28 protein-coding genes are annotated in these 24,443 nt (G+C 44.5%); 9 read left to right on the forward strand and 19 right to left on the reverse strand.

The features are described 5' to 3' along the window. Positions 1 to 193 precede the first annotated feature (193 nt). The 4 genes from CA267_RS16850 (at position 194) to CA267_RS16865 (ending at position 4,240) form a co-directional block, all read left to right on the forward strand. A complete protein-coding gene (locus CA267_RS16850; protein WP_139316249.1) occupies positions 194 to 376 on the forward strand; it encodes a hypothetical protein in 183 nt (60 codons plus the stop codon). A gap of 202 nt (positions 377 to 578) precedes the next feature. Further along, positions 579 to 932 (forward strand): hypothetical protein, encoded by a 354-nt coding sequence (locus tag CA267_RS16855; protein ID WP_097349146.1) that lies wholly within the window; start codon positions 579 to 581, stop codon positions 930 to 932. Further along, complete coding sequence (locus CA267_RS16860) at positions 919 to 1,812, forward strand: MlaA family lipoprotein (protein WP_075609704.1); 894 nt, start codon at positions 919 to 921, stop codon at positions 1,810 to 1,812. The genes CA267_RS16855 and CA267_RS16860 overlap by 14 nt, the downstream gene beginning before the upstream one ends. Then, positions 1,766 to 4,240, forward strand: coding sequence for an efflux RND transporter permease subunit (locus tag CA267_RS16865; protein WP_075609703.1), 2,475 nt, complete (start codon positions 1,766 to 1,768; stop codon positions 4,238 to 4,240). Before CA267_RS16860 ends, CA267_RS16865 begins: the two co-directional genes overlap by 47 nt. A gap of 949 nt (positions 4,241 to 5,189) precedes the next feature. On the opposite strand, the gene CA267_RS16870 is transcribed toward CA267_RS16865, so the two are convergent. Continuing rightward, the gene (locus CA267_RS16870; protein ID WP_075609702.1) at positions 5,190 to 5,384 is read right to left on the reverse strand and encodes a hypothetical protein; all 195 of its coding nucleotides are present in this window, start codon (positions 5,382 to 5,384) and stop codon (positions 5,190 to 5,192) included. 28 nt (positions 5,385 to 5,412) lie between these two features. Next, a complete protein-coding gene (locus CA267_RS16875) occupies positions 5,413 to 5,589 on the reverse strand; it encodes a DUF1328 domain-containing protein (protein WP_075609701.1) in 177 nt (58 codons plus the stop codon). Between the two features lie 437 nt (positions 5,590 to 6,026). On the opposite strand from CA267_RS16875, the gene yfbR reads away from it, so the two are divergent. Further along, on the forward strand, positions 6,027 to 6,671 hold the full coding sequence (yfbR, locus tag CA267_RS16880; protein ID WP_075609700.1) for a 5'-deoxynucleotidase: 645 nt from the start codon (positions 6,027 to 6,029) through the stop codon (positions 6,669 to 6,671). Positions 6,672 to 6,732: 61 nt separating this feature from the next. Here the strand turns inward: yfbR and CA267_RS16885 are convergent, their stop codons facing one another. The 10 genes from CA267_RS16885 to CA267_RS16930 form a co-directional block, all read right to left on the reverse strand. Next, entirely contained in the window at positions 6,733 to 7,179 is a 447-nt protein-coding gene (locus tag CA267_RS16885; RefSeq protein WP_075609699.1) for a ferritin-like domain-containing protein, read from the reverse strand. Positions 7,180 to 7,925: 746 nt separating this feature from the next. Continuing rightward, positions 7,926 to 8,492, reverse strand: a complete 567-nt coding sequence (locus tag CA267_RS16890) for a CC0125/CC1285 family lipoprotein (RefSeq protein WP_075609698.1) — start codon at positions 8,490 to 8,492, stop codon at positions 7,926 to 7,928. Positions 8,493 to 8,501: 9 nt separating this feature from the next. Beyond that, positions 8,502 to 8,759, reverse strand: a complete 258-nt coding sequence (locus CA267_RS16895; protein ID WP_075609697.1) for a hypothetical protein — start codon at positions 8,757 to 8,759, stop codon at positions 8,502 to 8,504. Between the two features lie 9 nt (positions 8,760 to 8,768). Continuing rightward, the gene (locus CA267_RS16900) at positions 8,769 to 9,269 is read right to left on the reverse strand and encodes a hypothetical protein (protein WP_075609696.1); all 501 of its coding nucleotides are present in this window, start codon (positions 9,267 to 9,269) and stop codon (positions 8,769 to 8,771) included. 2 nt (positions 9,270 to 9,271) lie between these two features. Beyond that, positions 9,272 to 9,613 carry a DUF883 domain-containing protein gene (locus CA267_RS16905; RefSeq protein ID WP_075609695.1) on the reverse strand — a complete coding sequence of 114 codons (342 nt, stop codon included), beginning with the start codon at positions 9,611 to 9,613 and terminating at the stop codon, positions 9,272 to 9,274. A gap of 172 nt (positions 9,614 to 9,785) precedes the next feature. Then, on the reverse strand, positions 9,786 to 11,780 hold the full coding sequence (locus CA267_RS16910) for a response regulator (protein ID WP_075609694.1): 1,995 nt from the start codon (positions 11,778 to 11,780) through the stop codon (positions 9,786 to 9,788). Positions 11,781 to 11,802: 22 nt separating this feature from the next. Continuing rightward, on the reverse strand, positions 11,803 to 12,255 hold the full coding sequence (locus CA267_RS16915; RefSeq protein WP_075609693.1) for a response regulator: 453 nt from the start codon (positions 12,253 to 12,255) through the stop codon (positions 11,803 to 11,805). Then, the gene (locus CA267_RS16920) at positions 12,245 to 13,759 is read right to left on the reverse strand and encodes a sensor histidine kinase (RefSeq protein ID WP_075609692.1); all 1,515 of its coding nucleotides are present in this window, start codon (positions 13,757 to 13,759) and stop codon (positions 12,245 to 12,247) included. The genes CA267_RS16915 and CA267_RS16920 overlap by 11 nt, the downstream gene beginning before the upstream one ends. 5 nt (positions 13,760 to 13,764) lie before the next feature. Then, a complete protein-coding gene (locus CA267_RS16925; protein ID WP_075609691.1) occupies positions 13,765 to 13,989 on the reverse strand; it encodes a hypothetical protein in 225 nt (74 codons plus the stop codon). 17 nt (positions 13,990 to 14,006) lie between these two features. Further along, positions 14,007 to 15,341 (reverse strand): sigma-54-dependent transcriptional regulator, encoded by a 1,335-nt coding sequence (locus tag CA267_RS16930; protein ID WP_075609690.1) that lies wholly within the window; start codon positions 15,339 to 15,341, stop codon positions 14,007 to 14,009. A 208-nt stretch (positions 15,342 to 15,549) separates the two neighbouring features. On the opposite strand from CA267_RS16930, the gene CA267_RS16935 reads away from it, so the two are divergent. Further along, complete coding sequence (locus CA267_RS16935; protein ID WP_075609689.1) at positions 15,550 to 16,152, forward strand: exopolysaccharide biosynthesis protein; 603 nt, start codon at positions 15,550 to 15,552, stop codon at positions 16,150 to 16,152. On the opposite strand, the gene CA267_RS16940 is transcribed toward CA267_RS16935, so the two are convergent. From CA267_RS16940 to CA267_RS16955, 4 genes are all read right to left on the reverse strand, one after another. Continuing rightward, the gene (locus CA267_RS16940; protein ID WP_075609688.1) at positions 16,141 to 18,021 is read right to left on the reverse strand and encodes a putative bifunctional diguanylate cyclase/phosphodiesterase; all 1,881 of its coding nucleotides are present in this window, start codon (positions 18,019 to 18,021) and stop codon (positions 16,141 to 16,143) included. The genes CA267_RS16935 and CA267_RS16940 overlap by 12 nt on opposite strands. Continuing rightward, complete coding sequence (locus CA267_RS16945) at positions 18,011 to 18,214, reverse strand: hypothetical protein (RefSeq protein WP_139316248.1); 204 nt, start codon at positions 18,212 to 18,214, stop codon at positions 18,011 to 18,013. Before CA267_RS16945 ends, CA267_RS16940 begins: the two co-directional genes overlap by 11 nt. A 126-nt stretch (positions 18,215 to 18,340) precedes the next feature. Then, complete coding sequence (locus CA267_RS16950) at positions 18,341 to 19,258, reverse strand: LysR family transcriptional regulator (RefSeq protein WP_075609687.1); 918 nt, start codon at positions 19,256 to 19,258, stop codon at positions 18,341 to 18,343. Between the two features lie 91 nt (positions 19,259 to 19,349). Then, positions 19,350 to 19,718, reverse strand: coding sequence for a rhodanese-like domain-containing protein (locus CA267_RS16955; RefSeq protein WP_075609686.1), 369 nt, complete (start codon positions 19,716 to 19,718; stop codon positions 19,350 to 19,352). Between the two features lie 184 nt (positions 19,719 to 19,902). Between CA267_RS16955 and CA267_RS16960 the strand changes: the two genes are divergently transcribed. After that, positions 19,903 to 20,220, forward strand: a complete 318-nt coding sequence (locus tag CA267_RS16960) for an ArsR/SmtB family transcription factor (RefSeq protein ID WP_075610094.1) — start codon at positions 19,903 to 19,905, stop codon at positions 20,218 to 20,220. On the opposite strand, the gene CA267_RS16965 is transcribed toward CA267_RS16960, so the two are convergent. From CA267_RS16965 to maoP, 3 genes are all read right to left on the reverse strand, one after another. Then, complete coding sequence (locus CA267_RS16965; RefSeq protein ID WP_075609685.1) at positions 20,217 to 21,533, reverse strand: class II fumarate hydratase; 1,317 nt, start codon at positions 21,531 to 21,533, stop codon at positions 20,217 to 20,219. The genes CA267_RS16960 and CA267_RS16965 overlap by 4 nt on opposite strands. Before the next feature lie 5 nt (positions 21,534 to 21,538). Then, positions 21,539 to 22,270 (reverse strand): PRC-barrel domain-containing protein, encoded by a 732-nt coding sequence (locus CA267_RS16970; RefSeq protein ID WP_075609684.1) that lies wholly within the window; start codon positions 22,268 to 22,270, stop codon positions 21,539 to 21,541. Positions 22,271 to 22,487: 217 nt separating this feature from the next. Further along, the gene (gene maoP / locus CA267_RS16975; RefSeq protein ID WP_075609683.1) at positions 22,488 to 22,847 is read right to left on the reverse strand and encodes a DUF413 domain-containing protein; all 360 of its coding nucleotides are present in this window, start codon (positions 22,845 to 22,847) and stop codon (positions 22,488 to 22,490) included. 318 nt (positions 22,848 to 23,165) lie between these two features. Here maoP and CA267_RS16980 point away from each other — a divergent pair, with 318 nt between their 5' ends. Both CA267_RS16980 and CA267_RS16985 read left to right on the forward strand, forming a co-directional pair. Next, positions 23,166 to 23,330 (forward strand): hypothetical protein, encoded by a 165-nt coding sequence (locus tag CA267_RS16980; RefSeq protein WP_170669083.1) that lies wholly within the window; start codon positions 23,166 to 23,168, stop codon positions 23,328 to 23,330. A 132-nt stretch (positions 23,331 to 23,462) separates the two neighbouring features. Then, complete coding sequence (locus CA267_RS16985; RefSeq protein ID WP_075609682.1) at positions 23,463 to 24,305, forward strand: LysR family transcriptional regulator; 843 nt, start codon at positions 23,463 to 23,465, stop codon at positions 24,303 to 24,305. The last annotated feature ends 138 nt before the right edge of the window (positions 24,306 to 24,443 follow it).

Consider the following 24,443-nt stretch of genomic DNA (forward strand, 5'->3'; position numbering starts at 1 on the left):
CTCCTCCGTATGAATGACCTTTAAACCGAAACTACAACTTTATTATTACCCGCTGTTTTTGCTGACACGAAGCGTTTTTTTATATTTTTGCGCAATTGGTTCGTTAATTGAATATGTCAGACTATCCAGTACCTTTGCGAATGGTATGAAGAACTGGACAGACAGAATTAACTATAAAGAAAGGACTGACATCATGAAGTTTCTTAAACCTAAATACCCGCCTCAGCCGAACAGCCGCTTTCAAAAATATTTGCAGAGTCAGCCAGTGTTTAACTGGTTTGATAGATATGAGAAGCAACACGACGTACAAAGGGTGGATTCAGCTGAAAATGCAGCTTTGTATCGTAATTGGATGGCTAAACGTGTAGGTGAATAAAAAGAAACTCAATGGGCAATATCTACGAAAATTCTGTAGTAATTGCCCACTCAGTTTTAACGGCTATCAGCGGTTATACCATCAAATAAAAATATTTTATAATTCAGCAAGATATGCGAATTTTCTTCAGGCTTTTTAATACCACTCTGGTATAGAGACTGCACTCTGGTTAATGGATTTAACGACTTCGGAGGTAGGCACAATGCGTTTCATTAAATGGGCTCTTTTATCCGTGTTACTTTGTGGCAGTGTTGGGGTTATCAGTCAGCCCCAGGTAATAGCCGAATTTTTATCTTCACCAGAAGAATCTCGCAAATTAGCGGCTAAAAATGATATCGATATGCAAGCCGTAAAACGTCAGTATTTAGAGACAGAGTTTGATCTACACAAACGGGATCATATTATTCGCCAGCAGCGTATCAAACATTATCTTGAGTTGGCCAAGCAGTACGACAGCAACGAGTGGTATTCCAGCCGCGATGACGTATTAAGCCGCGCTAAAAACCTTCTTACACACCACGAAAGGATGGGAAGTGGTATATATGCAAGCCTTTAAGCAGATAGTAATTATATTAGCAGTGGGCGTGATCGCGGGTTGCGCCACTCCCCAGGAAAGCGAAGAGCAAGCGACACAGAGTAATCAAACAAAGGAAGAGCGCCAGCAACCCAATCAGAATGTTGAGCAACTGAGTGCGGGAAAATCTGTTACTGTTGAAACCAGCCAGGGTAAAATCAGTGTCGAACCTACAGTTGTTGCAGTAACCGATGCGCAGGGCAGTTCGGACGTAGCAACCGGTGATTTTTATTATGACCCTTGGGAAGGCTTTAATCGCTCAGTCTTTGGCTTCAATAATTATCTCTATCAATATGTACTGATTCCGGCTTCAAACGGCTACCAATATGTGGTGCCTGTCGTCGTCAGAGACAAAATCGGTAATGCGTTTGACAACATCCGCGAACCCCTGAACCTGGTGAACAATCTTTTTGCCGGCGAAGTTGATGAGGCGGGTGTTAATCTTGGCCGATTTGTTATTAACTCGACAGTTGGCATTTTAGGTTTATTTGATCCCGCTACCAACTGGTTCGAAATGGAACCGAAGAAACAAACCATTGCTGATACGCTGCAGCGTTATGATGTGCAGTCGGGGCCGTATCTGGTGCTACCTTTGCTAGGCCCGAGCGACACCCGAGGTGCCTTTTCCACCGTTACCGAAGGTTTTATTCATCCTATAAACCAGTTTTTTGAGCCCCCTGAATCATACCAGTTACGTACCGCTGATGGATTTGATGATTTTTCTAATCAATCCGACACCTACCAGCAGCTTTATCAGCAGGCAGAAGATCCTTACATCTACTTTAGAAACCAATATATACAGGGACAGCGGCGAGATGAACTCTTCCAGTACAACAACGAGCAGCAACAAGACGAAAAATAAACTTGCCAATGGAATTGTGGCAGCAAGATGGTTTCTGATCCTCGCGTTCGCGATAGCGATCGGTGTGCTGGGTTATTTTGTCAGCCAGTTTAAGATTGATGCGTCAGCAGACACGCTGCTGGTTAAAGATAATAAACTTTATATTCAGACACAGGTTGCCAACCAGCAGTTTTCTCCGGATGAATTTATTCTGTTAGCTTATGAGCCAACTGCGCACGCCCTTTTTAGCCAACAAACCTTTGACGATATCAGTGCGCTATCGGAAAAAATTCGCCAGCTAGACAGGGTTAAAGCTGTCACTTCCATTTTGACTGTCCCGTTAATTAACGATACCTCTGCTTTAACCGGCGGGACAGAAGTCAGCTCCCTTACCTGGCAGAATCAACACTATTCTCCTGAGGTCATGGAAAATCTGGTGGTCGATCATCCGATTTTCACCGACTTGCTGATAAACCGCCAGGGTACCGCCACTTCTATTCAGATTGTATTTGAAGAAAATCCAGAACTGGCACAGATAGAGTCAGAAATGACGAGGATCCAGGCACAGTTGCTAGAAGGCGATTTAACCCCAGAGCAGGAGCGAAGACTTAGCGAATTAAAAGCCAAAGCTGATCCCATAAAGCAAGGGCTGATAGAGCAACGAAAAAAAGAAATTGAGCAATTAACGCAGATTAGCAAGCAGGTTGAAGATCGGGCCAACACATACATGGGCGGTTCCTACGTGGTGGGCCAGCATTTAATCGATATTATCAAATCTGACTTAACCAATTTCGGTCTGGCGATTTCTGTCGTCATTGCTTTATTGTTATTGTTTCTCTATCGGTCCATAAAATGGGTGCTTTTTCCTTTGTTTTCCTGTGCCGTGAGTGTGCTGCTGACAATGGGGATTTTTGGGTTTTTGGATATGCGCACCACGGTTATATCCGCCAATTTTGTTGCACTGCAGCTGATTCTTACGCTAGCGGTGATGATACATCTGATAGGAGCTTATCGAGAAATTAGCCGCAACAATCCGGCGTTCTCCCAGCGTGAAAGAGTGATTGCCACATTAAACGATAAACTCGCTCCCAGTTTTTTCGCCATGCTTACTACTTCCGTGGGCTTCGGCTCGCTTATTTTCAGCGGATTGCAACCGGTGGTAGATTTCGGCTGGATGATGCTGGTATCCATGTTAGTGACCATCAGTGTAAGCTTGCTCCTGTTTCCCGCGTTACTAACCTTATTACCTGCAAGTCAAGAGTCTTCAGAATATCGTTTCATTGAAAAAGCGCTGGATGACGTTAAGCGTATGAACCTGGCTATTCCTAAATCTGTGGCTTTGGTGTGCATACTGATATTTTTGGGGACGGCATTGGGTATTTCACGTTTAGACGTGGAGAACTCCTTTATTGACTATTTTGATGATGATACTCAGGTTCACAAAGAGCTGGCTTTTATTGACCAGCAGTTCGGAGGCTCAACGCCGCTTGATATCATCCTTAACGTTGATCAGGTAAACGATGATCAGGAATTGGTGCTTACGGCTGATGCAGTAAACCGTCTACAACTTGTTCAGGCTGCAGTAAAAGCGTTTGAAGCCACTGGCAGTGTGACTTCTGTCGCCAACTTTACTGATTTAGCCAAGCAGCTCAATGATAACAAGCCGCTCACTGAATATGAGTTAACTACCATTTATCATATTCTTGATAAACAGGTTGTAAATCAACTTGTAGGAGCCTATTTTTCTCCAGACTCTCAACAGTTGCGGATCTCAATTCGAATTCAGGACACCACCGCAGGGCTCGATCGCGAAACCTTCATGAACGACTTACAGAAAGATTTGCAAGCTGTTGGTGTAGAGAGAGATGAATATCAACTCACTAACCTGTTCGTACTGTACCAGGATATCCTTAGCCGCTTATTTGACTCTCAGGTGACAACTTTGGGGATCGTGTATGCGGTGCTGGCACTGGTACTGCTACTGATTTTCCGATCATTAAAGATTGCGCTTATTGCCCTGGTACCTAATATACTTACCACGCTCGGCATCCTGGGGGTAATCGGATGGTTAGGCATTCCTCTTGATATTATGACAATTACCATTGCGGCCATTGCAATGGGCATTGCCGTTGATGACACCATTCACTTTTTACACGCTTATCTGCAGGGTAGGAAGGACGCGACAGCAGAAAGTAACGAGGCGAGTAGTGCAAGTAACCGGGCTTTTGGTCATACCGGCTTGGCGATAGTATTTACTACAACAATTATTACCATCGGCTTCTCAATATTTGGGCTTTCAAACTTTTTACCCAGTGTATATTTTGGCTTGCTCACCGCTACGGCAATGATATTTGCTTTAATTACCGACCTTACGTTACTGCCGGCGCTATTAAACTGGTTAGTTGCCAGGCCCAATAAGCCGCAGCAAAGTTCCAGAGAGAGCAATTAAGCTCTCTTGTCGGGAAGATAAAATTGAGCGAGTACAAAGCAAAGATTGCCGAAAAAGAGCATTTAAAATGATTGATTGACTTCGAAAGAAGAATTTAAAGTCATTGATGAAGTGTTAGATAACCCTATGACTGTTTCCGTGAAATGCTGCCAGATAAAGGCTAGTGTTCCTCAATTTGTTAAACAGCCTGCCTCTGCGGTTGTGCTTAAGGTACCGCTATTTACGCGAGAATAGCCAGCTGAAAGCCTGGGGCAGGGCACCGTGTTCATTGATCGCCGTAATTTAACCTCAATGGTTTTCGCTAACGAGCAGGGTGAACGTAAAACCTGAACCGTGAGTTAAGAGGCTTGTACTTTCCTGAAAATAAGTATAAATTTTGGGGTTGGAAACGGAGTTCTGTATTAAAGGAAAGCGCGTGGGAGCATCTAAAACGAGTAAATTAAAAGATAGATATTATTTCTTCACAAGCCATTCCTCTTCTGCCAAAGTTTGGTTGGCGTTTTTCATCTGTTGTACTATATCTTTATTCCTCGCGTATTCCCTGCTGACCATCTTTGATAGACGTCCTGACATTTCAGAGGAACAAGAATCGTCGTTATTGAAAGTAGATATTGCTGATTATACGGTTCAGCTTAGCCCCGAGGAATAAACTCTCTCTTTCTTTAGTCTCATCGCGCGGCTGACCCTTTTTCACGATTGGCCATCATTCTAATCGGCAAGGCTGTGCTCACTCAGCGCAAAAAAGCCGCGCCCGAAAAGAGATAAATGGTTTCCTCTGTTTCTGAGCTGATCAGACATCAGTGTGGATCAGTATAATGTTTGCAGCAAATTGGAAAAGCGGTTTGGCAAGTTATATTGTTTATCTGGGGTTTACTCTAGTTCGTTTTGAACTGGAACATGCGGTCATAAAAAAACCAGGTAAAAACCTGGTTTTTTTATCGTATTTCAATTAGCAATCCTGGTCTTTTGTGTCCATGCCTTCTTTAGCATCTTCACAAGCGTCTTCCACAGCGTTACCCGTATCAGTTACCACGTCGTCTAACTCTTCACCTGCATCCTCCGCAGGGCCCTGATCACAGGCGCTAAGAGACAGAGCGAACCCAGCAACCATCAAAGTTTTTAAAAATGCTTTATATGTCATCATATTCCTTTCTCCTTTATCCTAATTAATCTTAAACTCTAGGTGATTTACCGCGTAACGCATTTGCAATAAGCGAAATGACCAATAGCGCGACAAATACGAAGAATAAAAACTGAGCAATACCTGTAGCTGCACCGGCAATGCCACCGAAACCAAAAACTGCTGCAATAATGGCGATAATAAAGAATGTAATAGCCCAACCTAACATAAGTAAATCCTCTTATTGCTTCCGTAAATTCACAATAAGATATGCGCGAACTGTGCCAAATCTGCAAGCATTTGATTTTAATCCTTAAATAATAATTTTTCACGAAAGGTAGTGAGTTTTATTATTCACTATTACAAGAAGAATGCACTTTTTACACGATGCTAACAAGGTGGGACGCCTAAGTTAATCCTCATCTTCTCCTCTATATATCGAGGGCAAGAGCATGAATGAACAAACATTCAGCAGTCTTAAGTAATAAACAAAATTTATCATCGAAACGCCGTAAAACCCTTCCTGATGGCTCTGCTGGAGCATGGATGCTTAAGCAGTTCGACTAAAAAATCTTCACTTATCGCGAAAAATCATTCACGATCTCTCCCTGTCCATATCCCTGACGATCTTGATATAATCTTGCCATCCAACATCAAGGACCTTCCATGTCAAAAAATCATTCCGCCTTTATTGGGCTAATGCAGCGGGCAAAAAACGTAAAGCGTTGGCCATTAATGGCGCAGTTTCAGGATGAAATTCTTTCCACCCATATTTATGAAGCTGCTGTCGTCGCACATATGTTGGGAGCCATTGCCGCGGACGTATTTGAAGAGGATATTGATCCTGATCGGGTAGCATCTATGGCACTTTTTCATGAAGGGAGTGAGATAGCGGGAATGAGTGATATTCCTAGTCCGGTTAAATACCACGACCCTGAAACGACAACCGCAATAAAAAAACTGGAGCGCCGATTCGAGGCAATGCTGATTAAAACGCTTCCTGAAAAGCTGCAGGCTCGTTATCAGCCTCTTATTGAGCAGGACAAAGAAGATGCCCACGTACGCTTGGCGAAAGCTGCAGATGTCCTTTGTGCATATTTAAAATGTGATTACGAGCTGTCTAAATCGAACGGAGAATTTTCTAACGCCAAGCAGGAAATGGAAATTCAGCTTGGAAAGTATCGTGAGCTTCACCCGTGCGTTGACTATTTCTGTCAGGTATTTTTAGAAGATGCAAAAGGGACGTTAGATGAACAAACACGGGATTTGGACTGGGTAGAAAGAGCGAATACCCTTCATCTTTCGGAATAACTGTGAGCTTAAGTTTAACCCTACCCATGACGCCTTTCGCCATGGGTAATTTTCCTGAGGTCTACGCCGTAGCATCCTGTAAAGATTTCATTTCATCGTGACATTGCTGCATACGAACTCGGACCCGGCGAAGCTCAGTGGCGCAGTTGGCGGGCTGGTTTTCTTCCAGTGCGTCGTCAATGGCTTCGAGAACTTTGTCTTCAACTTCTTCAAGCTGGTCTACATAAGTGTGGTCTTTATTCGAACTCAGGGCGCCCAGAAGATTCGTATACATGTTGCGTACATCAACAGTCCAGTCAGAATCGGTTTCTGCATCACCTTGTTCAGAAACCGCGTAGGGCTGAAGGGCGGCTATGGCTTCCTGCTTTTCGGTAATCATTCTGGTGAACATCGCTTTCAAATTTTGCTGGGACACTTTTTCGATCCCGTCCTGATAAAATTCTATCCCACCATTCATTACTTTGATTATGTCAGTTACTTTGTCAACCTGGGGTGTTTGATTACTCATAGGAAATCTCCACATACAAAAGAAAAGAAAAAACGCCAGCCAATCTCGCAGACTTCGGTTGAATACAATGCACACTACGTTCCATAGTAAGACCGGTAATGAGTTTGTAATGTTGAACAACCTTGCTGATTAATAACAGTTTTTTGAAAACGTAAAAAGAGAGTCTGGTGTGGCGCGGGATATTGGAATAAGAACCAGTAAAATTTACCTTCTCGTTGTAAGAAGAGAAGGCTCTGGTGCGGCAAAGCTATAGAAACGGTTTGGCTGACAACACAGGAAGACACTCAGCTGCAGGCTCTTAATATTGTCGCTGTTCTTATTTAAGCAGGAAAGATCGCTAGAGGGAATGGGTAAATTTCTTCAGTGCAATGGGATTCGCCTCCTCGTTATGTGTATCAGGATGATGTTCAACAAGAAAGTTTCTTATGCTTGGGGTAGTTCTGTGAAAACTATGTTAAGCAGCTTGCTACCAGTAATTCGCTTTGTTGTGTGCTCACCCAGCGCGAGAATTTTTCAAATTTTGACAAGCCAAAATCGTGAAGGTTTAGGGGGCTAAATCAAGCAAGATGTCCACTGACGACTGAGAAAGATGTTACTGCCACTACTCCTTTTGATAGAAGTATCACGGGCTCATTGGATGAATGAAATGGCCGCATTAGGAAAATCGGCGTAACTGAGGTGAGTGAAGCCGGTTGGCCACGTAACCAATTATCTCTCGTTGATAAACAGTTTCAACGTCTTAGCGGCTAATCTGGCTTAGTTGACAAAATTTCATCGACTGCAAACGCATTGTTACCAGTGGAAACCTTATTTGCGCCCATTCTCACCATTACAGAATAATAAATATCATTCATAGGCTTCGTTTCTACGCTCATTTCGGTACCTGTGTTTAGCGGCTGTACAATTTCACTACAACCGGACATTGTACACTGCTCATCTTTCATCACCGGCGGTTTCGGCTCATTTCTTGAACGAGTGACTGTTTTACCAATCGTCCCTTTCTTTTCAACATCGGTTTTTACAATCGCTACCCAGCTATAGCCTCTCTCTTTCGCCAATTCAGCTGAACGATAAAGTGTATATTCCTGCACTTTGTCAGCCGGAGTTTCATCTGTAGCTTTAAACATTACCCGATATTCATTATCACTTAACTGGACACTGGAGTATCCATAACCGTTAAATGTCTTAGCTGACTGATATGGGGTAGGAGCTACGCTGGGTAACGAAGAACATGCCGCCACCATCAGTATTCCGGACATTAACACTGTTAATGTACATTTGGGTATTCGAGCTGTTGAAGGTAGCAATTTCATGATCTGTCCTTAGGTAAGAAATTTAAACATCGCGGTTCTTGCGAACGTGAGCAGCGCCATTCGCTTTCCCGAAGAGGGTTGGCTTGATGTTAACCCTTTAAATACTCCACTACAGAAGAAGCCTAATAAGACTGAAGGTGACGCGATAAACAATCTTGTTCGGATTTTAAGTCTGGCCACTGCATAGTCACTTCGTCTTTGCGAAATTGAGTAATGTTGATGGGCGTGATGAACAGCGTTTATTTCCTTGTTAAGGAACATTGCCATAATTTCTCCTTAATGTACATCTTCCTCAACGCCAGCCTTTCCTATAAAAGCGCGAACGATCGGCATGAAAGTCAGATGCTTATAAGCGTTTTTTGCCACTGTGAATGCAAAAGCAGCAAGACAGCCATTGATGATAATTAATACCAATGAAGACCACGCAAAGTGTAAACCAGCATGATGAAGCGCAATTCCTAATGCCACATTAATAACCAACCAACAGCAACAAGCGAAAGTAAATGAAGCAAGTAACGAAAGGGCGGTAACGACAAGAGACTTTTTAACGAGCTCTGTCTCTGCAGCCATGACTTCCGAAAGCGCTTCAACTTCTGCTTTTTTCTGCGCATATACGTTTTTAAAGGCGTTTAGCGTTTCTTTAAAAGTTGCGTCATCATCAGGCCTTTTTTCATCAGCACATGAATCTGCCCGGCCAGTATCACTGGCCGGGCAGTAGGGATTGGTTTCATTGGACCCGTAGGCCGCATTGTGAAACTGTTCCTTGTTAGTAGACATGCTTACTTTTTGCGCATCAGTGAAGTGATCAACATACCTGCTGCAAACGCTACACTTGCGGCAGCTATAGGATTTTCCACTGCGTACTTACGCACTGAAGAACCTAGCCATTTTTGCTCTGCTTCGCGTTTGCTGGCAGCAACTTTTTCGCTAGTTCCTGAAGCGGATGAACGTAGCGTTTCCTCTGCTCGACTTGCAGAACTCGCTAATTTATCTACAGAAGAATGCAGAGTTTCCTGAAGCTTATCAGTGACTGGATGAGATTTCTCTCCCACACCGTTTGCAGTAGATGGTTTTTTTGAAGCTAAATTATCTGTTACGCCTTGTGGTGTTTGAATAGCCATTGCTATCTCCTTTTCGATGAATTTCTGCATAGAGGGCGCTGCAATGCGTGTACCAAGACGAAGATATTCGTAAGCCATTAATTATGAAGAATATTTTAGAAGGGTACCGCTAAGATAAATATTGTGCCAAGTAAATCCTTCAGCGGGCTTGTAATAATTGCGTAAACAACGCTTATCTGAACAGAACTTGCAAATCATCTTTACTGACGGGCTTTAGCACCGATTGCTGAATACCGAGTTTTTGAAGATCTTTAGGATCGGGCTCGCGGCCACTTACAATAATGATATCAACATCGGTCTGCAGTGACTTGATTTCTGCAGCCAAATCCAAACCACTGTAATCCGGTAATGTCAGATCCAACAGGACAGAATCAAAATAGTTATCGCTCAAGGTATCCAGCGCTTCTTTACCTGAATGGGCAATAATGACATCATGACCTTGATGAGTAAGCAGTAACTGAACAAGTTCAGCTGCATCATGATCATCTTCAACCACTAACACTTTTTTTCCCGTGTTAGGATTATCTACTTTATCAAATTCCTGCTGAGACGTACCCTCAACCTCAAGCAGGTTATCAGCTTCAACCGGCGTACTGATTAAATACTTATCGAGCACCTGGATAAGCGCTGTCTTTTCAATAGGCTTTCCGAGTACATCGTCAAACCCCTCGTCTAACAATGACTGTTTTAAGCCTTTGCGGCTGGCTGCAGTAATGGCTACGACAGCTACATTACAGTTATGCTTTCGAAGAGCCTTTAATGCGTCGATACCACTCATAACCGGCATATGAATGTCCATCAACACCAGGTGGAAAGGGTGACCTTCCTGCTCTGCCATAAGCACCGCTTCTAGTGCTTTTACGCCGTTTTCCGCATAAGCAACAGTAGCGTGGCATTGACTTACCATATGCCCCGTAAGACGTCTTATTTCTCGCAAATCATCCACAATCAGTACGCGCCCTGACACATGCAACATAAGAGTCTGAGCAGTACGCGAGCTGGGGACGGCCAAGTTTAACTGTTCGCGGTGTTGCTGACTAATATCGCCGGGATCGATGGTAAAAGAAAAGACACTACCTTTCCCAAAGACAGATTCCACAGAGATGTTACCGCCCATTTTACTTACCAGCTCGCGGCTGATTGCCAGTCCCAAACCTGCACCACCATGATTTGCTCTCATGACATCTTCAATTTGTTCAAAAGGATGAAAGATGTCTTCAAGCTTGTCTGGCGGCATTCCGATGCCTGTATCTTTTACCTTAAACAATAATCGTTCTATATCACCGGGATACTTAGGCGGTGTGACTTCTACCGATACGCCGACGTGGCCAGTATCGGTGAATTTAACCGCATTACTGATTAGATTAATGAGCACCTGGCGAAGTCGCGTAGGATCAGTTCGGATCATTTCTGGAATTAGCGATTCCGAAACCACTGACATTTTGAGCCCTTTATCCTTGGCTGCCAAATTCATAAGGGAATGAACGTCTGTCATAAAGCTGCTTAGATTAATGACTTTCTGCGATAGCTCTAGCTTATTGGCCATAATCCTTGACATGTCGAGGAGGTCGTTCAATAAACTAAGCAAATGTTTGCCGTTTGTATGAATAATCGATAATTCCTGGTTCAGGCGATCATTGGCAACGTCATCAAGTAATAATTCGGTATAGCCCAGAATAGAAGTAAGAGGGGTGCGCAGTTCGTGGCCCAAATGTGCGAGAAATTTATCTTTGGCTTTGTTTTGCTGTTCGACCTTGTGCCGTTCTATTCGCTCATTTTCAATTTCCCGACGAACCATAGCGTACCGCATGGTACGCATAAAACGCGGTGTTTCTATTTCACTTTTTGTCAAATAGTCTGCTGCACCTGCACGCATTACCATTTCGTCAATTTGGATATCTGACTGTCCAGTCAGAATAACCACTGGGACCGAAATGCCATTGGACTTGAGAATTTCCAGTACATCAACGGCGTTTTCGGCGCCTAAAATATAGTCTAGCAAACAAATATCGAAGGATTTTTTATTAAAAGCTTTAACGGCGTGGGCGCTATTGGTTACCCAGGTTATCTGGAATTTAGGATCTTCACACTGTGACAGATAATCCGCAGTTAGAAAATAATCATCTTCATCGTCTTCTATCAATAATACGCGAATGATATCTGTCACATTGCACCTTTGCCTTTACAACTTAATCGTGAGGTAGCTCAACAAATTCAATCCAGTAGCGTCCCAGCGCTCGCATGAGATCCACCAAACCTTCGAAATTTACTGGTTTGGTGATATAAGACGCACAACCTAGATCGTATCCGCGTAACATGTCTTCTTCTTCTTTAGAAGTGGTAAGAATCACTACTGGGATAGAACGGAGAGCAGGGTCCGCTTTTATTTCCTGCAAAGCCTCCCGGCCATCTTTACGCGGCATGTTCAAATCTAACAAGATAAGACTAGGGCGAGGAGAATCTTTTGGATCACTATATTTTCCTTCGCGACGTAGATATTCAAGTAACTCTACACCATCTTCTACACAATAGAGGTTGTTTAACACCCGACTTTCTTTTAACGCATCAATGGTTAAAAGACGATCATCCTCGTCATCATCTGCCATTAAAATATTAATGGATGTGGCGCTTTTAAGAGGCATTACTTACTACTCCTTCACTGTTAGTTGTCGCAAATGGTTCCCCATTTGTCGGCATAGTAATCACGAATTTGGTACCTTTTCCTGGTTCGCTATAAGCACGGATTTCGCCGTTATGGCGCTCTACTATGCGCCGACACACCGCCAGACCGATTCCCGTGCCTTTATAAGAACTACGGCCATGCAAGCGTTGAAAAGGCGCAAATATCTTTTCTGCAAAAGACTGGTCAAAGCCAATGCCGTTATCTTCAATGGTAATTTGAATCCATTCATAACTGTCGATCTGCAGGAACATTGATAATTCTTCTGCCGCAGGCGTGCGATAGGACACCGTAATTACCGGCGTCTCATTGTCTTTTTTAAACTTCAGCGCGTTGGAGATAAGATTAAGAACAAGTTGCTCAAACTGGGACTTATCGGCTTGAATAGTTGGCAACTTGGGCAGGGTAATTACCGCTTCCCCTTCTTCAATTGCAATCTCCAGGTCTTCAAGCACGTTTTCAAAGACTTCGTTAATATCCACTGATTCAAACGCTTTGCCGCGTGTGGCTATACGAGAAAATGCTAACAGATCGGTAATCAGCATTGACATTCGTTCTGCAGCACTGAGCATACGTTTTAGAAAATCTTTGCCACGTTCGTCAATAACGTCGTTGTAGCCTGAATCGAGACGGTTGCCGAACGCGCGAATTTTTCGCAACGGTTCCTGTAGGTCATGAGAGGCAACAAAAGCAAAATCCTCTAACTCGCGATTACTTCTGGCTAGCTCTTCAGAATAAAGTTTAAGCTCTTGCGTTCGCAGTGCAATCTTGTCTTCAAGTTCTTCGTTGGATTCTTCAAGAGCGCGCTGATGTAGGAAGGTTTCACGCATATTGAGCTTAAGTAAAACAAATATGGAGATAATAAGTAAGGCGGTCGTGAGGGCGGAGATCAGTAACGTGTTCACCGAGTCACGTCGTAATTGCATGAGATTCGCCAGGTGTTTTCCCTGCATTTCCCTTTCAGAATTATCAATATTTCTGAATAAGGACTGGAATCTGTCGTAAAGCTGCAAGCCGACATTAGATTGCACGATATTTATTGCTTCATCTACATTACCGGCGCGGGCAATTTCAACGGTGCGGATGAGCTCGTTCAGTTTTACTTTGCTCAATTCCAGGAGCTGATCAACCTGGCGAGTTTGCTCGGGTAAATCTGATGCTAAAGCGCTAATTTCGACCTCATCAATCAGGCCGTTCAGACGATTGAGCGTGGCAGTATATTCTACCAGATACTTATCGTCGCCCGTCAGCAGATAACCGCGCTGGCCCGATTCTGCACGCAATATAGCCATGTGAAGCGTGTTGATGGCATTGATGACCCGGTTTGTACTAAACAGCCTGGCTTCTAACGCTGCCAAGTCATCAAGCGTGCTTACCACGTAAAAAGAGTTACCCGTAATAATCACCACCACCACACCTACCAGTATTACCCAGCTGTAGAGTGATTGAACCAGCTTGTTTAGCATACAACTTATTCCGCCTGAAGGTCACCTAGGTCTGACAACATTTTCGTCAGTGCTTCACTGCAATCTTTGGTGCCGGCAATTATTTTATCTAACGCTTGCTCAGCTTTTTCAACCGGTAAGTCTCCGTTTAACACCATTTTTATTAATTCGGCTTGCATGGAAATACGGTTGAGCGGCTTGCGAGCATCATGTACATGTGTGGCTATCATTGCCATTTCTTTGTCATTCATTATTACATCTCCGACGATTACTCGTCTTTGCTCAGGTCTCCGTAAGCATGAAGTCTGTTGTACAGGGTTTTTGTGCTGATACCAAGCATTTCCGCTGCCAATGTCTTGTTTCCATTCACTTTTTCGAGCGTTGCGTAAATAAGCTCCTTCTCTACATCTTCTATCGTCCGGCCGGCTTGTAACGCTGGCGCTGTCGATTGCTTCTTAGCGAACGGAGATTCAATAGTTTTTGGTAATTCGATTTCCGCTTTCGTGGGATCGCTCATAATGGCCGCACGATGAACAAAGTGCCGTAATTCCCGAACATTTCCTGGCCAATCGTAAGAGGTCAGGGTATCAAGCTGTACCGGATCCCATTCAAATTCGGTATCGTTTTCTTTATTCAGCTCTTCAATAAAATAAGTCGCTAACAGAGGAATGTCTTCTTTGCGCTCGCGTAGTGGTGGAATGGTAATTGGAAATACAGCCAGACGAAAGTAGATATCTTCCCGCAATACCTTGCTTTCAGCAATGGTTTCCATAGACCGGTTAGTCGCGGACACCACACGACAATTTACGGGAATCGTTTTGGTTCCACCGACCCGAATGACAACCTTGTTTTCTAATACCCGCAGCAGATTGGGCTGCATATCGATCGGCATCTCGGTAATTTCATCAAGAAAAAGGGTGCCGTTCTCAGCTTGTTCAAAGACCCCGGATTTACGACCCACAGCCCCGGTAAAGGCACCTTTCTCATGGCCGAACAGCTCGCTGCCAATCAGTTCTTTAGAAAATGCTCCACAGTTAGTGGCAACATAAGGACCTTCTACGTCAGAAGCTTGATGGATTGCTTCGGCTACGACTTCTTTGCCGACGCCACTTTCGCCGAGCAACATGACGTTTGCGCTGGTACGGCTCACCCGTTCAATGAGCTTGTACAACTCGCGCATTGATGCTGATTCGCCAATAAGGTGACCAAAGTATTTTTTAATTTTAGAGCCTGAACTTTTATCCTTGGCTTTCTTTTTGCCTTGCAGAACCGCTTCAATTTCTTCCCGTTGAATTGGTTTTACCAGATAATCAATGTTGGGCCCACATAACCCTTTTATTATTCCTCTGACGGAGGGATGACCGGTAATCAGCGTCACTCTCGGGCGTTTATCTAATTGGTCAAGTTCCTCGAAAAGATGGACGCCGCTACCATCAGGAAGCATAAAATCGAGCAGGATATGATCAAAAGATTCTTTAGTGAGCCACTCGCGGGCTTCTGCAAGGGTTCCTGCTGTCAAGACGTCATGCCCCAGAAACTCTATGATAGTGCAGGCTACATCTGTGAACTCAGGATCATCGTCAACGAGTAAAACAGTAAGCACAAAAAACTTCCTTTTGTAACGATTATATTGCCAGAGAAAGATATACAGGGAATTGGCAAAACCGGATCAGGCCAATACCTGCTTACGAGGCAACATTCTACGGTGTGTTTGCCTTAAAAGAAACGTATTTACAACCGTTTATAAACAATGGCATAAAAATAGCACAACTTCGATCGAGGAAAGCATTTACAATTACAGGAAACGGAACATGTTTACCCAAGCTGCGCAACGTTCAATGACATTGTACGAGTTATTGGGGCGGATGCAATCTTCAGGCAGGGAAGAAAAAGTCGCTTTTGGTGAATTACTAACACTAATGGAGAAGCGTGGCTTTGGTCCTATGCTGGCAGTGCCAGCATTTATCTGCTCTACACCAATAGGCGCAATCCCCGGAATACCCACTGTGACGGGAATAACAATTTTTCTTATTTCGTTGCAAGTTTTACTGGCGAAAGGGCATCCATGGTTACCTTCCGTGATAAAAGACATTCACATGAGCCGCGATTCCCTTAACACTGGCATTCAAAAAGTGAAGCCCTATGTTGTGTATGTAGATAAATTTTTAATGCCGCGATGGTTCTTTATGCGCCAGATGCTGTTTCGAAGTTTGATCGCACTTTGCTGCGCCTGCTGCGGATTAATGATGGTGCCACTTGAACTGGTGCCTTTTTTAGGTCTGATACCTGCATTTTCCGTTCTAATTATGGCTGTTGGTATGGCTACTGATGATGGGGCGATAGCGTTGCTGGGGTTGTCACTGGCAATAACAGGGTTTGTTATGGGCGGGCAGCAGTTGTTATCACTGACCTGAATGGACAACCGTTTTTTGGGAAGCGGACATCAAGGCGTCGATGCCTGTTACCGGTACCGGACGCCCGTAAAAAAAGCCTTGGGCAATAAGGCAATTAAGTCGTTGAAGTGTTTCTGCCTGTTCTAGCGTTTCCACGCCTTCAGCAACGATACCAATGCCTAAGCTGCGACATAACGATACAATACCTTCAACTATTTTTTCATCTTTTGAGTCTGGGCGCAGCTCCTGAATAAATGACTTATCCAGTTTGACGGTATCGATATCCAGGTCTCGCAAGTAGGCGAACGAGCTCATGCCGGTGCCAAAGTCATCGATTGACGTTTTTATTCCTAATGACCTGAAAGATTTTATCATTTTTTTGCTAACGCCGATGTCGACCATTGTCGCACTTTCAGTGAGCTCAAATTCCAGCAATGAGGGAGTAATCGCAAAATGCGCGAGGAGTTGTTCCACAAAAGGGACGAATGCGCCGTCAATTAAATTGTAGGCAGATAAGTTGACAGACACGGGAATGGCGCGACCCTCATCCTCCCAGATTTTAATCTGACTTACGGCACTTTCCAGCGTGTAGCGGGTAAAAGCGTGAACAATTCCGCTTTGCTCGACCAAATCGATAAAGTAGCCGGGAGGCAGTAAACCTTCTTCAGGATGATTCCAGCGAACTACGGCTTCTACTCCCACTACACTGCCAGTGCTCATGACCACTTTGGGCTGGTAATACAGCTCAAATTGCTGCTGATGCAGGGCTGAACGCAGTTGGCTTCTTAACGTGACTTTGATTGTGCTGTTGTAGGCAAGACGGTCGTTATAAATCTGCACCCCCAAACGCAGCCGCTTTGCGCGGTGCATTGCATTTTCGGCATTTTTGATAAGGGTTTCTATCATACGCCCGTGTTCTGGCATAAGCACGACGCCAATGCTGCAGCCAATTTCGAATGCGCTGCTTCCCACGCGTAAAGGCTCTCGGCAGTCATACAAGATTTTAAATGCGCGGTCTTGTACTTCCTCGCGCTTCACATGGGGCAGCCACAACACAAACTCGTCGCTACGATAGCGAAATACCTGCATCTCTTTGCCTGCCAAATGGGTAAGGCGCTTCGCGTAAGCTTTGAGTAGCCGATCGCCCATATCATGGCCGAGAGCATCATTAATGTCTCTGAATCTATCTAAATCCAGTAAAAACAGAGCACCTTTATTTTCATCCTCTTCCTGTAATGCGAACAAGGCATTGCGGTTATATAGCTGCGTAAGATTATCCGTTAGCGCTAAACGCTCCAGCGCCTTACTGGCCTTTTCAAAGCGACGAGTAATAAATGCTGACATAATGAGGGCAGACCATACTGCCAGCCAGAAGGTAAGAAACGCAGCTACAGACAATCGGCTAATAATTTGTTGAGAAACCTGGACAAGCCCGATAGCTTCCCACACCACAAACAGCGTGTCGTCGGTGCCTGCAAGCTTTGCTCGATGGGCGAAATAGTTTTGATCACCAAACGTAAAAAAGCCTGTGTCGGAAAGTGCCGCAAGAACATTATCGACATCGAACTGCTTTTCTGGCTGTAGTAACGTAACGTCATTGACACTTACGAAAACAACATCCTTGGTGAGTATGGCGACATCTCTACCCGTTAACGTTACCTGTTTGTTGGGCAGGTTGTCCGCGGATAACTGCGGCAAGATCAATTCTTCTATGTCACTAAACTGATCTTTAAACGCCTGAACCTCTAAATCTTCCTCCATTTCCAGCATTAGCCCGTAGCCCACGTAACAGAATATCGCTATCACTAAGAGTGACAGAGATATAGAGCCTAGCAGCAAACGCTTTCGCAATTTGTTGTCGTTTTTTATTAATTCCAGGCTATCGGGCATTACTCGACCGGTGTGCAAAGTTGAAAGTAGCAGTGGGTGATGTTCGAATGATGACAAGTACGTTGCCAACGCTGGCAAAGTTTACAATTACCCACAGAGAAAAAGACAAGCTACGTGTGTAGCGGGAGAAAAAGTAGCGGGGCAGACGCTCAATTGCTTTAACACCAGAAGTGCATTGAACTGTCAGATTCATTCAAAAAACGCCAATAAAACAGCGTCTTTACTTATTTCCATCGCAAGCGGTTTCATCCATAACTGCAGTTTTTTATTATAATTCTATGGCTGTGCTGGTAGGTTATAACCTGATACGTGCTGAGGTTCAACGACTATTGTCAAAAACCCGCTCGGCAGAGGGAAGTTGCATCGATTGATAGCGCAATTCTCCAATTAATGATCTGGCGGCTGGGCCTAGTCGGTCGCCGTCTTCAAAACTGAGGTAGAGGAGAGCTTTGCGAACGCCTTCTTGCTCTAAGGGAAGGGGAACCAGTTGTCCGCAAGACAATTGGTGCCGTATGATTGCAAGAGGCAGCCACGCGAACCCTAATCCTTTGGTGATAATATCAACAGAGGTGCGAACATGACTGACTGTCCAGCGCTGGTCTGCACCCAACCAACCTGCATCTGCTTTGCGCTCGGTTGACGAATCCCTCACCACGATCTGCCGATGGGATTTTAAGTCTTCCTTGGTAAGTGGGCGATGTAATTGATGCAAAGGATGTCGGGGATGCGCAACTGCCACAAACTCAATCTCGCAAAGATCTTCACTAAAGCCAGTTGGGAAAGGAAAAGGAGAGATAGCAATATCGACTTCCGCAGATTTGAGTAGCGAGTTCGCTCCATTTAGTACGGTTTCCATGACTTCAATTCGCAACAGCGGATATTCCTGCGACACTTTATCCAGTACGTTGTAAAGTAACTCAGGCGGAAAAATAATATCCACGGCAATACGTAACTGAGTTTCTGTTCCTCTTTTTAAACTGGCGGCCACAGCTTCTATTTTATGGGCTTCATCAAGCAGAAAATTCGCCCGTCTTAACATCATTTCACCAGCTTCTGTTAATCGGACGCGTCTGCCGTCATTGATAAACAAGGCCACACCCAGCGCATTTTCAAGCTTTTGTACCGCATGATGAACGCTTGACTGACTTTTATGTACAGACGTAGCTGCCTGATTAAACCCGCCGGAATCAACCACAGCTTTAAACATTCGCCATTGTTCGAGGGTTGCTTTTAGCATTTTAAGAATCAGTTAATGAGAATGGTGATGCTATTCTAAACCTTCTACTAAGAGATTGAGTAGCGTTTCCTTTTGTGCTTTAGCGTTTTACTTACCCCTGTTTTGTCACAGTTTTTTCAAACGCCTGCTGAACGTCTTTGATGTTACTCGTAATCGCTGAGACATTTTCGTAGCCCATTTTTACCAGTTGTTCCGCTGCTAACAGGGCGCGTACGCCAGATGCGCAGTGCAGATAAACCGGTAGCGATGGATCAGGGTAGGCCTGCAGCATCTTCATTTCCAACATGCCACGGGAAAAACGTATGGCTGAAGGGACAGGCGCGGTTTCCTGCTCTGCAGTTTCGCGTACATCAACTATGATCCCCTTATTGCTCGAACTCTCTTCAGCAGCTTCTTGAGCTGACACGCGTCTGATAGCGCCGGGTATAGCAGCTAATCGATCCTCAATGGTAAGTAACAATCATGACTCCTTAATATCTTCCATTCTGTTAACTCAAAGTAGAAGTATCTTGTCATAATTTCAACAAGTTACTTCGATAGGCTTTAAGTGGTGGCATTTTCAAGATAAACGCACTTGCCATTCACGAGCAGGACGCGCTTCAATATATACCCTCTCTAAGTAGTAAAGTAACTACATGACTCTAATGCAAAATACAAAAAAAACGCGAGAACTGCTTACTCACGCTGAGGATGTAGAACGTTATTTAAAACATTTGGCGAACAAAACGCGCTTAAGAGTGATGGGCTCACTTCTGGAGCAGGAACTTTCTGTGACTGATCTTCTCAAGCGTATTCCAGTGACTCAACCGGTGCTGTCTCAACATCTGGCGTTGCTCAGAGACGCCAGCCTTGTCGCCACTCGCCGCGACGGCCAAGTCATTTACTATCGTATAGCAGATACGCGTATCCATCGCACAATGTCTCTCCTTACTGATTTTTTCTGTAAAAGCGGTGACGGCTAAACAAGATTGGCCGGGTCCAGGAGCTTTTTGAGCTCAGCGGTATCTAAATCGGTCATTTCCTGCGCAACTTCGAAAATGTCCCGTTTTTCCTGATAGGCTCTTTTGGCGATTTCTCCTCCTTTTTCATAACCGATTCGTTGATTGAGAGCGGTGACAAGTATGGGGTTTTTTGCCAATACTTTGCTCAACTGCTGTGTGTTTACAGTAAAAGTATTTATTGCTTTTTCACTAAGGTGGTTGCAGCTATTGGCCAGCAATTGAATACTGCGCAATATGTTATTGGCAATTAACGGCAGCATCACATTTAACTGAAAATTACCTGACTGCCCTGCAACCGTCACTGCTGTGTGATAACCCATGACTTGTGCAGCGGCCATCGCTGCTGCCTCCGGGATGACGGGGTTCACCTTGCCCGGCATAATACTGCTACCAGCCTGCAATTTGGCTAACGCAATTTCGCCCAATCCGGCTAATGGCCCGCTGTTCATCCATCGCAAATCATTGCTGATTTTCATAATCGCTACAGCCAAAACAGACAATTGCCCAGAAAATTCTACAGCGGTATCTTGCGCAGACAGCGCGGCAAAATGATTATCAGTTACTGTAAAGGTGATACCGAGTTGTTCTGTAAGTACCGACGCGACGCGAGCGGCAAATTCAGGATGAGTGTTAACGCCTGTACCCACTGCAGTGCCGCCTATGGCGAGTTGACTTAACCGCTGATGAGTATCTGACAAACGAGCCTGAGCTTGTTTAAGCTGCGCATACCAACCCGACATTTCCTGCGCAACAGTGACGGGCATGGCATCCATTAGATGCGTTCGGCCGGTCTTTATCACCGTTTCAAATTCCACCATTCTGCCTTCAATGCTTTCGCAAAGCTTATCTATCGCAGGCATTAATGTATGGGTTGATTCAATTAGCGCGCTGACATGAATAGTAGTAGGAATAACGTCATTAGAACTTTGTCCTTTGTTCACATCGTCATTGGGATGTACGGTGCGCCCGGCATGTTCGCTAGCTAATGACGCAATCACTTCATTGGCATTCATATTGGTACTGGTACCAGAACCGGTTTGAAAAACATCGACGGGAAATTGATGATCGTGTTGCCCTTGCGCAACTTCAGTTGCCGCTTCCCAAATAGCATCTGCCACTGTTTTATCGAGTAAACCAAGTTGCTCATTTACCTGCGCACAAGCACCTTTAACATAGCCTAAGGCACGAATAAAAGTGGCAGGCATCGGCGCATCGCCAATTGCGAAATTTTCTGCTGCAAGAGAGGTTTCCTTCTGGTATAGCGTCTTATTCATACTCGTTACTCCGCTTTTAGCAGCATTGACTGAACGTAACTTTCATCCTGTAGCTTATCCATATCTACTTCTGGACGCGCCATTAATTGATCATGACTCAGTTTAAAAACCACCTTGTGGCTTGACCAGTCAATCTTCTCAAGATCAGCAGGACGCACAGCGAGTTTTTTACCGCCCGGAAGCCAGTTGCGCGTATCCACCACCAGCAGCTTCAGTGACCAGCTCTCGGGATCAATAAGAAAATCGGTAATATGTCCAATTTCATCATCCTGAGTGGAAACTTCATAACCATGTACTTCACTGCACGAACGCAAATGATTGGAGGGCTTTTCACTCAGTTCATTAAGCGATTCCTGCATTTCCTGGTCGGCCAGTTCAGTAGGGTGGGTAAAATCGCCCCAAGCACCCGGTCCAATCCAGTAATAGCCGTAACCAAAGTATTTAAAAAGGGTCTCTTCGTACTCGCGTGATAAAGGTTTATGTTCATCAATTGAGGGACTATCCTTTAACGCCTGAGACGTCATGTTGACATGAATTTTCTCTTCATCTCGGGCCACACGCGCAATGGAAATAGGGGAAATGACCACTTTGCGGCTCAATGGCAGCCAATTATTTGTGTCTACTACCAGATACCGGACCACAAAATCCTGGTCATCAAACAGAACATCTTTGCATCCACCAATATCACCGTCAGTGGCGTGTATATCAAAATCTCTCAACTGCTTATATGAAATCATCTTACCTGATCCTTTTGTTCCACAACGAATAAGCGATTATACGTGTAGTGCTAACTGTGAGTTCATACGGTTTTGCGGTAAGAATTGGATTCGTTCGCGGGCAGGGAAGGATCATTGCCCTCAGGGCAGGCACTGGAAAATTAGGAATAAAAAGCAAGTAGAGCGCACAAGGATACGCTCTACAACCATTAGAGACTACAGACGGCGTGAGATACGTTTAGGCGACGTCAAATTCTTCGTCAGTGAAGTCATCATCGTAATCAGACTGGTTACTGGCGGCGCTGCTGTGCAGCGTATAGAAATGACGCTTACCGCGTGCCAGATGAACATATTTCTGCCAGGCTTTCTCAAGATTATTGACAGCTTCTGCTTTTCCGCTGATGAATTCCATAAAATGACTTTCATCTACAGAGGCTGGGGCTAGTTCGCCGCTTTCTAATGCTAATAAGGTTTTCCCGTAGCGGGTCAGTAAGTCAGCTTCGCTGATACTGAAGTCTCCGGATTTGCGAAAACCGTAGGGAAATTTACTACGGTCAATAAAAGGCTTTGGTGATACGCGAACGTCAGGAGCTTTCATAGAGTTGTCTCGTTTCAATGGTAATTTCAAGGTGACTTTTAGTGCAAATTATCCAAAAAATGAAACAAAAATTTTTGTTCTTCTCCACAAATTATTTTGCATACACTTGAAACGATTTGTATTGCTGTAGGTACGAGGCCCAAGACCCGGTTTATCAGGTGTGAAAGCAGAATTTATAACTCCAGTTGCAACTCATTTTAGATAAAAAAGATCCCTCTTGATGATTAAAAAATATTCATCGTAACGATAATAAATATTTGTTTCCCATTTTTTTTCAGAGGCTGATAATGCGAATGAGGCAACAACAACGAGACTGCAATGAGCAAAGACTATCGTTACCACCGTGAAGAATGGGACTCGGTAGAAGATGAAGACGTTTCAGGCAAGAAAAACCCGGATCGTCGTCATCAGGTGAAGACTAAGCAGAAGCGCGACCTTCAACGTCGCGAGAAGCAAAAACGTCTGCACCAGGAAAGTTACTAAACGCGGGTAACATCCTCCAGATAAAGAACACAGCGCATCAGGAAACTGATGCGCTGCTATGCTTTTTTGTTTACTTAGCACCGAAACTATGACAGTTTTACGGTCTTGTCACGTCGAAATTTCGTAAAAAGCATGGATATCCGCTTTCTTACCACCTTCATAGAAGTTGTTAATACTCGCCATTTCGGTAAAGCTGCCGAAAATCTTTATCTTACTCAGTCAGCAGTCAGTGCGCGCATCAAATTGTTGGAAGAGTATTTTCAAACTACGCTATTCGTGCGCCACCGGAACAGTATTCAGTTAACGCCAGCTGGAAAAAAGCTTCTACCCTTTGCCCACCAGCTAAGCGATACATTAAAAGAGGCCAAGCGGGAACTGCAGCTCGAATCCGGAGAATATGTCGTTTGCGGTGCTACTCAGTTGGCGAGTGAACTCTGCTTAACGTCAACGCTGTCTCGTATTCATCAGTCTTTTCCCGACTGGTCGGTGAAAGCAGAAGTGCTTACGCCGGATAACCTTACCCGCCAACTCCATGAACGTGTTATCGATTTAGCGTTCTCTACGGAACCGCTGAAGTCGGAAGAAATTCAGAGCGAACTTATTCTTCAACAGCCTTTAAACGTGTACGCGGTGAATTATAATGCAGACGAAATTGCGCCTGCTGATTTCATTGCTATAGATTGGGGGAGTAAAGCCCGGGACGTATTACTTACGCATAATCATCACCTACGGGACGCTAAACTACAAACGAATTCTTTACGGTTAGCTGTCTCAGCACTGGAAGAAGAGGGCGGAATAGCAGTATTGCCAGCAGACAGTGCATCATTGTTTAGCAAAGGTACTTCTATTCGCAAAGTTATGGCACTGGATGCGATTCACTCGTCGGTTTATATGAACAGCATGAAGATTATCAAACGTTCTGGCTTATCTGAACTCATTGCTCAATTGTCGCCGTCCCACGCGATTATGGCGTAATTGCGGTTGTGGGGGAGTCAGCGCGTTGAATGCGAATATGGTGAGTAAACTATGACGACTTCTCCGCGTCGTAACTTAGCCTTGTTTAACTCGCCATAGCTTTTCGTATCCGAGAGGACCCTTCCTACACAAAAACGA

It is taken from the genome of Alteromonas pelagimontana, assembly GCF_002499975.2.
GTDB lineage: Bacteria > Pseudomonadota > Gammaproteobacteria > Enterobacterales > Alteromonadaceae > Alteromonas > Alteromonas pelagimontana.

Coding starts and splice junctions, on each gene's coding strand:
- CA267_RS16850 (WP_139316249.1), top strand. CDS start 194: ATGAAGTTTCTTAAACCTAAATACCCGCCTCAGCCGAACAGCCGCTTT.
- CA267_RS16855 (WP_097349146.1), top strand. CDS start 579: ATGCGTTTCATTAAATGGGCTCTTTTATCCGTGTTACTTTGTGGCAGT.
- CA267_RS16860 (WP_075609704.1), top strand. CDS start 919: ATGCAAGCCTTTAAGCAGATAGTAATTATATTAGCAGTGGGCGTGATC.
- CA267_RS16865 (WP_075609703.1), top strand. CDS start 1,766: ATGAACTCTTCCAGTACAACAACGAGCAGCAACAAGACGAAAAATAAA.
- CA267_RS16870 (WP_075609702.1), bottom strand. CDS start 5,384: ATGATGACATATAAAGCATTTTTAAAAACTTTGATGGTTGCTGGGTTC.
- CA267_RS16875 (WP_075609701.1), bottom strand. CDS start 5,589: ATGTTAGGTTGGGCTATTACATTCTTTATTATCGCCATTATTGCAGCA.
- yfbR (WP_075609700.1), top strand. CDS start 6,027: ATGTCAAAAAATCATTCCGCCTTTATTGGGCTAATGCAGCGGGCAAAA.
- CA267_RS16885 (WP_075609699.1), bottom strand. CDS start 7,179: ATGAGTAATCAAACACCCCAGGTTGACAAAGTAACTGACATAATCAAA.
- CA267_RS16890 (WP_075609698.1), bottom strand. CDS start 8,492: ATGAAATTGCTACCTTCAACAGCTCGAATACCCAAATGTACATTAACA.
- CA267_RS16895 (WP_075609697.1), bottom strand. CDS start 8,759: ATGGCAATGTTCCTTAACAAGGAAATAAACGCTGTTCATCACGCCCAT.
- CA267_RS16900 (WP_075609696.1), bottom strand. CDS start 9,269: ATGTCTACTAACAAGGAACAGTTTCACAATGCGGCCTACGGGTCCAAT.
- CA267_RS16905 (WP_075609695.1), bottom strand. CDS start 9,613: ATGGCTATTCAAACACCACAAGGCGTAACAGATAATTTAGCTTCAAAA.
- CA267_RS16915 (WP_075609693.1), bottom strand. CDS start 12,255: ATGCCTCTTAAAAGCGCCACATCCATTAATATTTTAATGGCAGATGAT.
- CA267_RS16920 (WP_075609692.1), bottom strand. CDS start 13,759: ATGCTAAACAAGCTGGTTCAATCACTCTACAGCTGGGTAATACTGGTA.
- CA267_RS16925 (WP_075609691.1), bottom strand. CDS start 13,989: ATGAATGACAAAGAAATGGCAATGATAGCCACACATGTACATGATGCT.
- CA267_RS16935 (WP_075609689.1), top strand. CDS start 15,550: ATGTTTACCCAAGCTGCGCAACGTTCAATGACATTGTACGAGTTATTG.
- CA267_RS16940 (WP_075609688.1), bottom strand. CDS start 18,021: ATGCCCGATAGCCTGGAATTAATAAAAAACGACAACAAATTGCGAAAG.
- CA267_RS16945 (WP_139316248.1), bottom strand. CDS start 18,214: ATGAATCTGACAGTTCAATGCACTTCTGGTGTTAAAGCAATTGAGCGT.
- CA267_RS16950 (WP_075609687.1), bottom strand. CDS start 19,258: ATGCTAAAAGCAACCCTCGAACAATGGCGAATGTTTAAAGCTGTGGTT.
- CA267_RS16960 (WP_075610094.1), top strand. CDS start 19,903: ATGCAAAATACAAAAAAAACGCGAGAACTGCTTACTCACGCTGAGGAT.
- CA267_RS16965 (WP_075609685.1), bottom strand. CDS start 21,533: ATGAATAAGACGCTATACCAGAAGGAAACCTCTCTTGCAGCAGAAAAT.
- CA267_RS16970 (WP_075609684.1), bottom strand. CDS start 22,270: ATGATTTCATATAAGCAGTTGAGAGATTTTGATATACACGCCACTGAC.
- maoP (WP_075609683.1), bottom strand. CDS start 22,847: ATGAAAGCTCCTGACGTTCGCGTATCACCAAAGCCTTTTATTGACCGT.
- CA267_RS16980 (WP_170669083.1), top strand. CDS start 23,166: ATGAGCAAAGACTATCGTTACCACCGTGAAGAATGGGACTCGGTAGAA.
- CA267_RS16985 (WP_075609682.1), top strand. CDS start 23,463: ATGGATATCCGCTTTCTTACCACCTTCATAGAAGTTGTTAATACTCGC.